Origin of the sequence: Paenibacillus sp. OT2-17 (assembly GCF_009827695.1) — a bacterium.
Classification (GTDB): domain Bacteria; phylum Bacillota; class Bacilli; order Paenibacillales; family Paenibacillaceae; genus Paenibacillus; species Paenibacillus polymyxa_B.
In genome coordinates this window covers 1-7,289 of sequence record NZ_WUDQ01000166.1, presented here as the reverse complement: position 1 = coordinate 7,289, position 7,289 = coordinate 1, and the positions used below count along the sequence as shown (strand labels likewise).

Genomic DNA, 7,289 nt, shown 5'->3' with positions numbered 1-7,289 from the left:
CTGCTTATGTGCATATGACGTCCAACGAAACGATTGAAGGTACACAATTTAAGCAATTCCCGGATACGGGGTCCGTACCATTGATTGTGGACATGTCCAGCGATATTTTTTGCAAGCCTTTTGATGTTACTCAATTTGGATTGATTTATGCTGGCGCACAAAAAAATCTGGGACCTTCTGGTGTGACGGTCGTGATTGCCCGTGAAGAGTTGCTGACTTCCTCACCGGACAATATTCCTACGATGTTGCGTTATAGCACATATGAAAAAAATAACTCTCTCTACAATACTCCCCCATCCTTTGCCATATACATGGTGAATGAAGTGCTGAAATGGATTCAGGAAGAAGGCGGTTTGGCAGGCATTGAGCGCGTGAACCAGCAGAAAGCTGCTTTGCTATACGACCGTATTGACAGTAGCGAAGGCTTCTATCGTGGTTGTGTGGACAGCGCTGATCGCTCTATCATGAATGTAACCTTCCGCCTCGCGAATGAGGATCTGGAAAAACAATTTATTAAGGAATCCGAACAGGCCGGATTTATCGGACTGAAGGGACATCGCAGTGTAGGAGGGCTTCGCGCCTCGATCTACAATGCTGTTCCACTGGAGAACTGTCAAGCATTAGCCGAGTTTATGGACGGATTCAAGCAACGTAACAGTTAATTACGCGGACATATATTTCGATACACGATATTTAAAATCGAAAAAGTAAATGTAGAGCCTTCCCTGAATGTGTATAGGGGAAGGCTTTTAGTGGTGTGGGTTGAAATTTTTGTCGTTTGATGTTCATATCTGTCTGATTTTGTTAAAATAAAAGAATGTGTATGTTTTTAATGTATACACTTTGGTTAAACTGTAGGTTATTTGTCTGATGAATTTAATGATGAAGGGAACGAAACGTGATGCCATTACATATTGTGCTTGTCGAGCCGGAAATCCCGGCTAACACAGGTAATATTGCCAGAACGTGTGCTGCAACCGGAACTCATCTGCATCTGGTGAAGCCACTGGGCTTCCGTACCGACGATGCCACGTTAAAACGGGCTGGACTTGATTATTGGTATGCTGTCCACATTGAATATCACGAGTCTTTTGCTGAAGTGCAGGAGAAATATCAGGAAGGCCGCTTTTTTTATGCGACGACCAAAGCGAATCAGCGATATAGTGATGTTGCATTTCAGGATGGAGACTTCTTGGTATTTGGTAAAGAAACGAAAGGTTTGCCTCCAGAGCTGCTAGCTGCTAATCCAGATACATGTATCAAGATGCCTATGTCTGATAAAGTAAGATCTCTAAACTTGTCGAATTCCGCTGCGATTATTGTATATGAAGCGCTGAGACAAATGGATTTTCCGGATTTATCATAAAGAGCATCGAGTGAACAAGTATAAATGCGAATAAAGAACCAGGACCTTAGTTGCTAATAAGAGTTTCACCTTTGTTGTTCAAAGGTACATGACAGTGGAGCTTAAATAAAGGTTGTATGGTCGAAAATTTGCGAAATTTCTCAGCGAGGGCTAATGATAATTGGCTTTCCGGTCGATAAAAATATTATAGACATTCTGTACCATACTTTGATATGGTTCATGATTTTATGAAAAAATGTAATAAAATTTCCTGTGATCAGCAGGATTCGACAAAAAGACAGCGAATACTACATAAAGAATAGTGTCTTTGTACCTAGTTTTTCGCATGGTAAGAAATTTGTAAGTTATTACTCAATAGGAGAGGTGTACGATCACGATGAAACCTGCCGGTGTGGTACGTAAAGTTGATCAGCTGGGGAGAATAGTTTTGCCTAAGTCACTGCGTAAAAGGTACCAAATGAATGAGGGAGATCCTGTCGAAATTTTGGTTCAGGGTGACCACATTATTTTGGAGCGTTACCGTCCAAAATGTGTATTCTGCGGGTCAGTAGAACAAGTGAACGATTTCAAAGACCGTTATATTTGTGCTCAATGCCTGACAGAAATGACACAGTATTCCTCCTAAATGAGGCAAAAGCATCACGACATTCGTTCGTGATGCTTTTTTTCGGATAGAGCCGTACGTCGGCTAGCATATTTAATTTAGTAGTAGACTATTAGGTAGCTATTTATAGAACAAAAAATGAGTAGGGACTGGACGCAAATTACCATCGGACGGTTTGTTTATGACTCGACCGTTAAGTATAAGCGACGAGGAACCGCCTCCGTCCAAATTATAGGCATCTTGAACACCTAGATTGTACATTTTCCCTTGCAGTTCTTCGAGCGTCGCGCCCGAACCCCCGCTTTCATTGTAGCCGTCTACGACAATAATGAGCAACTGATCATCTTTATAGTTGCCAATGACCGTACGCGGGGCCCGCTTGGGGGAGACTTTCCATTTGTCAGGAATAGGCATTTTTTGTCCCCTTTGCAGCAGGACGGGAACGAAGGTAGCCCCAAAGGCAGGCTTTAAGCTGTCAAGAGCACCTTGACTGTAAAATTTGCCACCGATAAGCTTGCCATCGTTACTCAGTCCGACGAAGGATAAATCCTTAAAACTGGACTGAAAGCCAGTAAGGTAGTGGCCGTTCAAGACAGTAGTGCTTAATGGATAGCGCTTGCCGTCTCCATCCGCAAAGCCGCCTGCATTGATGCCTGCAATAGCTCCGTGTCTCAAGACTGCACGCATGGTGGTTTCAGAGCCACCCAATTTGTCACTTCCCAAAGACATTTTCATAGCAGTAGGATCTTTAAGTTTGACCTTCATAGCGTAGCCATGATAAATTCCCGGGTTTACCTTAAACAATTCAATGGTAATCCGGTTGCTATCTACCCGCTCATAGGGAACCCCCAGTTTGGCGGTGATACGTCGATCATAGATGACCGCGGGCCGCTTGGACTGCGTAGAGGCAGTCACGACAAGCTGATTCATCGTTTGGGTCGTTTGCTTGTATAGCTCAGAAGTCCGGCGAATCGTAGACAAGGTGTATGTTGCCGTTTGCTTGGCTTCATCAAGCTGCTTGCCTACTGATTGCGTTTGTAGAGTGACTTCAGCTTTTTGCAGACTCGAAGAAGTAGACCCAGGAAAGCTCAATGAGGGATGCACTAACAAAATACACCCCAACAAACCGATAAAAGGAGCAAGGGCCAACATAAAGAACCGGTTCACTTGTTTTGCGTCTACATTCATTTTAGCAAGTCCATTTTTTTCTGAAGTGTATTGAGTTGCTGCTTGACTTCGTTTAATTGGGTATACAGTTTATTGCTGTTATCGGTCTTATTGTTTGCATTATCCTTCGTAAAGGTCAGTAGTTCATTGAAGGACTGGACTTTTCCCTGCAATCCGCTAACTTCCTTGGAAAGAGCAGTCAGTTGCTTTTCATAGTCAGATTTGAGTGCTTGAATCTGTTGGTCTGTATGGGTTTGCATCTCGTTTAGCATTTGCTGCTTCAAGTGATTGCTATACAGATAGGTTGCGAGAGCACCTAGTATAATAAGAATGAACCAAAATAGCAGAAAAGCCTTTACGGGTAACCCCTTTCTTGAATTGCTCCGCCGAGCTTCGGTAGGAGGACGTTCAGGTGAAGCTTGCATACGATTTTCAACTCCCGTGTAAAGTCAAATTTCCAGTCTTTATTTGCAGTACCAATTCTATCATGGGCCTATTTATTTCGCAAAAGCGAAATAGTCGTATAAAAATATTGGAAAAAGAGATTGCATCGGAAGGAAGTCCTAGGATACAATTTCCTTAAACGTTTTTCGCTTCCTATACGTTCACATTCGCGCAATTTCTACATATGCAATCCCCAATTTTAGAATTATTTTCGCTACTAACTATGTATTTTTTTGTAAAATCAGGAGGTTTAGATATGAGAAAAGTATGGCAGGTGGTCATCATAGATATCCATCCTACAAGTATGCTGGGAACAAAGCTTATTTTGGAAGACCAGCAGGATTTGCTTGTCAGAGGGATGTCTTCCTCCGGAACGGAAGGCTTGGAGCTGGCTTGTTCCATTCGACCGGAAATCATTTTAATGGACTACAGGTTGCCTGAGGGAACGGCGGAACCATTTTTGACACAAATGCGGGCCTTGTCTCCGGACAGCCATATTGTTATTATGACGGATGAGGATAATATTACGTTGTTTCAGCAGCTAATTTCGCTTGGAGCAAATGGAATGTTATCCAAGCAGGCATCACCGAGCCAGTTAATCCATCTGATCAACGGTTTACGCGAAGGATTTGCTTCTTTACCAATGGACTGGATTCGGTGTGGAAACTGGCCCTTTATGCCGTTAATGGCATCCGAGCCTTTTGACGAATTGACACAAACCGAAGTGTTTATTATGGAACGTATTGTACAAGGTATTACATATGACAAAATTGCTATCGAGATCGAAGTTAGCCGGCGCTCCATTGATAATTATCTACGTAAAATTTATGCGAAATTAGGCGTGTCCAGCCGGGCGCAGGCGATTGAACGTTATGCCTTATATGCGCGTCAGATGAAGCAGCTATATGCCTGACGCGTCAGCCCGGAGATCATGACCTATTTTTCAGGAGAAGGAGGATGTTCATGCAATATTCCTTTGCTTCACGAACGGCTGCGATGTTGGCTTCTCCAGTGCGTCATATCCGGGAAAATGCGAGAAGACACTCCTTTATATCTCTGGCTGAAGAACTACCTGCACAAGAGCTGTTTCCGGTGAAGTTGCTGGAAGAAGCGGCCCATGATGTGTTTGGCTCCGGCCCTGACGCCCTCCAGTATGGTGAACCGGAGGGCTATTTCCCTTTGCGGGCATGGCTTGCGGGAGAGTGGGAACAGCGTAAAGGAGTAAGAGTACCACCAGGTCAAATCCTTCTCACGACAGGCAGTCAGCAGGCCATTGACCTGATCATAAGGCTGATGGTGGATGAGCGTGATCCGGTATTGGTCGAAAACCCTACATCTCCTGGATGTTTACAAGTACTATCTATGCAGGGTGCGCAGATCGTTCCTGTAGAATCAGATGGGGAAGGTGTCATTCCTAATAAGCTTGAAGCTTTAATGATCCGTTATCGACCCAAGCTTTTTTTTGCCACGCCAACGTTTACGAATCCGACGGGCTCCTTGTGGAGCGCGGCTAGGCGGCAGGAAATTTTGGACCTGTGCAGGCATCATGAGGTGTTAGCAGTTGAGGATGATTCTTATGGTGAATTGCATTTCAAGCAAAAAAATGAGTCCCATGACAAGAGTCCGCATGGTCAGAGTCGAAAATTTGCTGAGACTTACCCCTCACTATTTGCGCTGGATCATGCGGGCCAGGGAGGTCAAGTACTCTATATCGGTTCGTTCAATAAAACAGTTGCTCCTGCGCTGAGAACGGGTTGGGCTGCTGGTCCTGCACCGTTAATTGAAGGGATGTACGCATTGAAGCAGCTGGCTGATATGCAATCCAGTACGATGAACCAACGGCTGCTGTTCCAATTGTTGACCAGCTCGCGTTTTCAATGGCACGAGCACTTGGCGATGTTGAACAAGGAATATTCGACTCGACTTCAATTAATCTTGGAGCTGCTCAAGCGCCCGTTTTGGAAAGACGTGACGTATCATATTCCGTCCGGTGGCATGTATGTATGGGTGCAGTTGCCCGATGGGCTGGACAGCGCATTGCTGCTAAAGGCGGCGTTACCCAAAGGCGTAGCCTTTATGCCAGGTGCGCTATGTGCGGTTGGCAGTGAAGGCGCGTCCCATATCCGACTCAATTTTAGCCATCCGGGCCGTGAGCAATTGCTTATGGGCATGAATCTGATCGGTGAGACGATCAGTGAATTTACTGCGCGGAGCTAGCAAAAACCATCGCCCCATGTCAGTCATCCTCCGCTTCCGCAGCAACAGTGGAGTAAGTGATTGGCGCTTCCGCAATCTGAAGCTGTCCACTGTCCTCGTCAAGCTCTGCGTCCATTCCAGTGGCCGTTTTAATGCCATGCTCTTGCAGTACTGCCGCATACTCGTTCAGGGCAGCTTCGCCAAACGGAGTCAGTCGATAGCGGCCGCGGGATACGCGCTCAAACCAGCCGTAGTAGTTGTGCTGAAGTACGGCAGCAGCTGTGCTGACGGCTGCTATGCGGGCTAGCTGCGCCGGAGCGGCTTCCCCCAAGCTCTGCAAGGCTACGGCTACGCGCAGCGCTTTTTCCCGATAGGCAGTGACCAGCTTGCGTCGGGTGCTGCCGCCGATATTGTGGTCACCGCTACGTGCGTGAAATTCCCGCAGCAGCTTTTCCTTGCGCGAGCCGGGGCGTACCTTTGCTGCATTGTGGACATTGTCGCTAGGCGCCGCAGGCTTACACAGTACCTCAACGAGTGGCGGCTTAGTTTTAAAATGGGTGACAGTGAGCAAGCCAAGTCCTAACTGGCGGCACAGTCCGACCAGCTCGTTCCAGCGCTGATTCACGGCTCCTTTTTTTGCACGATTTCGTTCTACAGCTACATATACATTGCTGCTTAGTTTCAAACGCTGCATGCCTTGCAGCACAAGCGCCAGGTTAAACGTCTTTTTGATCTCCACAATCAGTGGTGTCTGTTGTCCTGGCTTGATACCCACCAAATCGCAGTTGCGTACCTCTCCTTTGACTTCATATCCCAAGTTCTCAAAAAAGGCTTTCACCGGAGCGTACAGCTCCGTCTCATGCCGAACCGCCATGACTTCTCCCGCTCCTTTATCCCATTATTCCGAGCTTATATTGTACCATAATGCGTCAGGTCCGCGTCGTTGTTGTATATTTTAGCACAGTGTATCCCTTGGTTTTTTCGAAAAAGCAGAGAGACCTGTCATAAAAAATAGGTCAATTCTTAAATCAATCTGCATAGGTATGTATTACACTTTTTTTAAGGGGATTGCATCATATCCTGAAAGGCGTGACGAGTGTAGCCATAATCATCAGGAGTGGAGGATAGTCATTACGCAGTCATGGGAGGAACCGAGCATGAATATTTTTGAACGCGTTGCGGAGTACCGGGCGGAAAACAACCGTCTGGCCTGGAGCGGCACTTTTAGAGAGTATATTGAGATACTCAAGAAAGACCCGACGCCGGCGATGACAGCTCATGCACGGGTTTACAAGATGATTGAATCTTTTGGTGTAGAAGAGGTTGGGGGACATAAGCGATACAAATTTTTTGAGCAGGAGATCTTTGGACTGGATCGAGCGCTGGAAAAGTTGGTGGAGGAATATTTCCATTCATCAGCCAGGCGGCTCGATGTGCGCAAGCGTATCCTTCTTTTGATGGGACCCGTCAGTGGGGGGAAATCGACACTGGTCACGTTGCTAAAACGTGGTC

General features: G+C 46.1%; 8 protein-coding genes and 1 pseudogene. 6 read left to right on the top strand and 3 right to left on the bottom strand.

All coding sequences use genetic code 11. From position 1 onward, the window contains the following. The 3 genes from serC to GRP75_RS16150 form a co-directional block, all read left to right on the top strand. Window positions 1-662: 3-phosphoserine/phosphohydroxythreonine transaminase (gene serC / locus GRP75_RS16160; protein ID WP_160789806.1), on the top strand; the 662-nt coding region annotated here is incomplete at its 5' end. Between the two features lie 239 nt (window positions 663-901). Continuing rightward, window positions 902-1,366: a tRNA (uridine(34)/cytosine(34)/5-carboxymethylaminomethyluridine(34)-2'-O)-methyltransferase TrmL gene (gene trmL, locus GRP75_RS16155; protein ID WP_160789807.1), complete on the top strand. Its 465-nt coding sequence runs from the start codon at window positions 902-904 to the stop codon at window positions 1,364-1,366. Between the two features lie 376 nt (window positions 1,367-1,742). Next, window positions 1,743-1,991, top strand: coding sequence for an AbrB/MazE/SpoVT family DNA-binding domain-containing protein (locus GRP75_RS16150; protein WP_013309439.1), 249 nt, complete (start codon window positions 1,743-1,745; stop codon window positions 1,989-1,991). 99 nt (window positions 1,992-2,090) lie between these two features. Here the strand turns inward: GRP75_RS16150 and GRP75_RS16145 are convergent, their stop codons facing one another. After that, window positions 2,091-3,158 (bottom strand): phosphodiester glycosidase family protein, encoded by a 1,068-nt coding sequence (locus GRP75_RS16145; RefSeq protein ID WP_160789805.1) that lies wholly within the window; start codon window positions 3,156-3,158, stop codon window positions 2,091-2,093. After that, window positions 3,155-3,562: a hypothetical protein gene (locus tag GRP75_RS16140; protein ID WP_023987807.1), complete on the bottom strand. Its 408-nt coding sequence runs from the start codon at window positions 3,560-3,562 to the stop codon at window positions 3,155-3,157. Before GRP75_RS16140 ends, GRP75_RS16145 begins: the two co-directional genes overlap by 4 nt. A 275-nt stretch (window positions 3,563-3,837) precedes the next feature. Between GRP75_RS16140 and GRP75_RS16135 the strand changes: the two genes are divergently transcribed. Together GRP75_RS16135 and GRP75_RS16130 are read left to right on the top strand one after the other, a co-directional pair. Further along, the gene (locus GRP75_RS16135; RefSeq protein WP_023987808.1) at window positions 3,838-4,494 is read left to right on the top strand and encodes a response regulator transcription factor; all 657 of its coding nucleotides are present in this window, start codon (window positions 3,838-3,840) and stop codon (window positions 4,492-4,494) included. 50 nt (window positions 4,495-4,544) lie between these two features. Then, entirely contained in the window at window positions 4,545-5,798 is a 1,254-nt protein-coding gene (locus tag GRP75_RS16130) for an aminotransferase-like domain-containing protein (protein ID WP_160789804.1), read from the top strand. 19 nt (window positions 5,799-5,817) lie between these two features. Here the strand turns inward: GRP75_RS16130 and GRP75_RS16125 are convergent, their stop codons facing one another. Further along, on the bottom strand, window positions 5,818-6,651 hold the full coding sequence (locus tag GRP75_RS16125; RefSeq protein WP_023987810.1) for a DUF2161 domain-containing phosphodiesterase: 834 nt from the start codon (window positions 6,649-6,651) through the stop codon (window positions 5,818-5,820). A gap of 283 nt (window positions 6,652-6,934) precedes the next feature. Between GRP75_RS16125 and GRP75_RS16120 the strand changes: the two are divergent. Next, window positions 6,935-7,289, top strand: a pseudogene (locus tag GRP75_RS16120) (protein prkA); the annotation flags it as partial.

Excerpts from the sequence above, each read along its gene's own strand:
- GRP75_RS16150 (WP_013309439.1), top strand. The coding sequence starts at position 1,743 with ATGAAACCTGCCGGTGTGGTACGTAAAGTTGATCAGCTGGGGAGAATA.
- trmL (WP_160789807.1), top strand. The coding sequence starts at position 902 with ATGCCATTACATATTGTGCTTGTCGAGCCGGAAATCCCGGCTAACACA.
- GRP75_RS16140 (WP_023987807.1), bottom strand. The coding sequence starts at position 3,562 with ATGCAAGCTTCACCTGAACGTCCTCCTACCGAAGCTCGGCGGAGCAAT.
- GRP75_RS16125 (WP_023987810.1), bottom strand. The coding sequence starts at position 6,651 with ATGGCGGTTCGGCATGAGACGGAGCTGTACGCTCCGGTGAAAGCCTTT.
- GRP75_RS16145 (WP_160789805.1), bottom strand. The coding sequence starts at position 3,158 with ATGAATGTAGACGCAAAACAAGTGAACCGGTTCTTTATGTTGGCCCTT.
- GRP75_RS16135 (WP_023987808.1), top strand. The coding sequence starts at position 3,838 with ATGAGAAAAGTATGGCAGGTGGTCATCATAGATATCCATCCTACAAGT.
- GRP75_RS16130 (WP_160789804.1), top strand. The coding sequence starts at position 4,545 with ATGCAATATTCCTTTGCTTCACGAACGGCTGCGATGTTGGCTTCTCCA.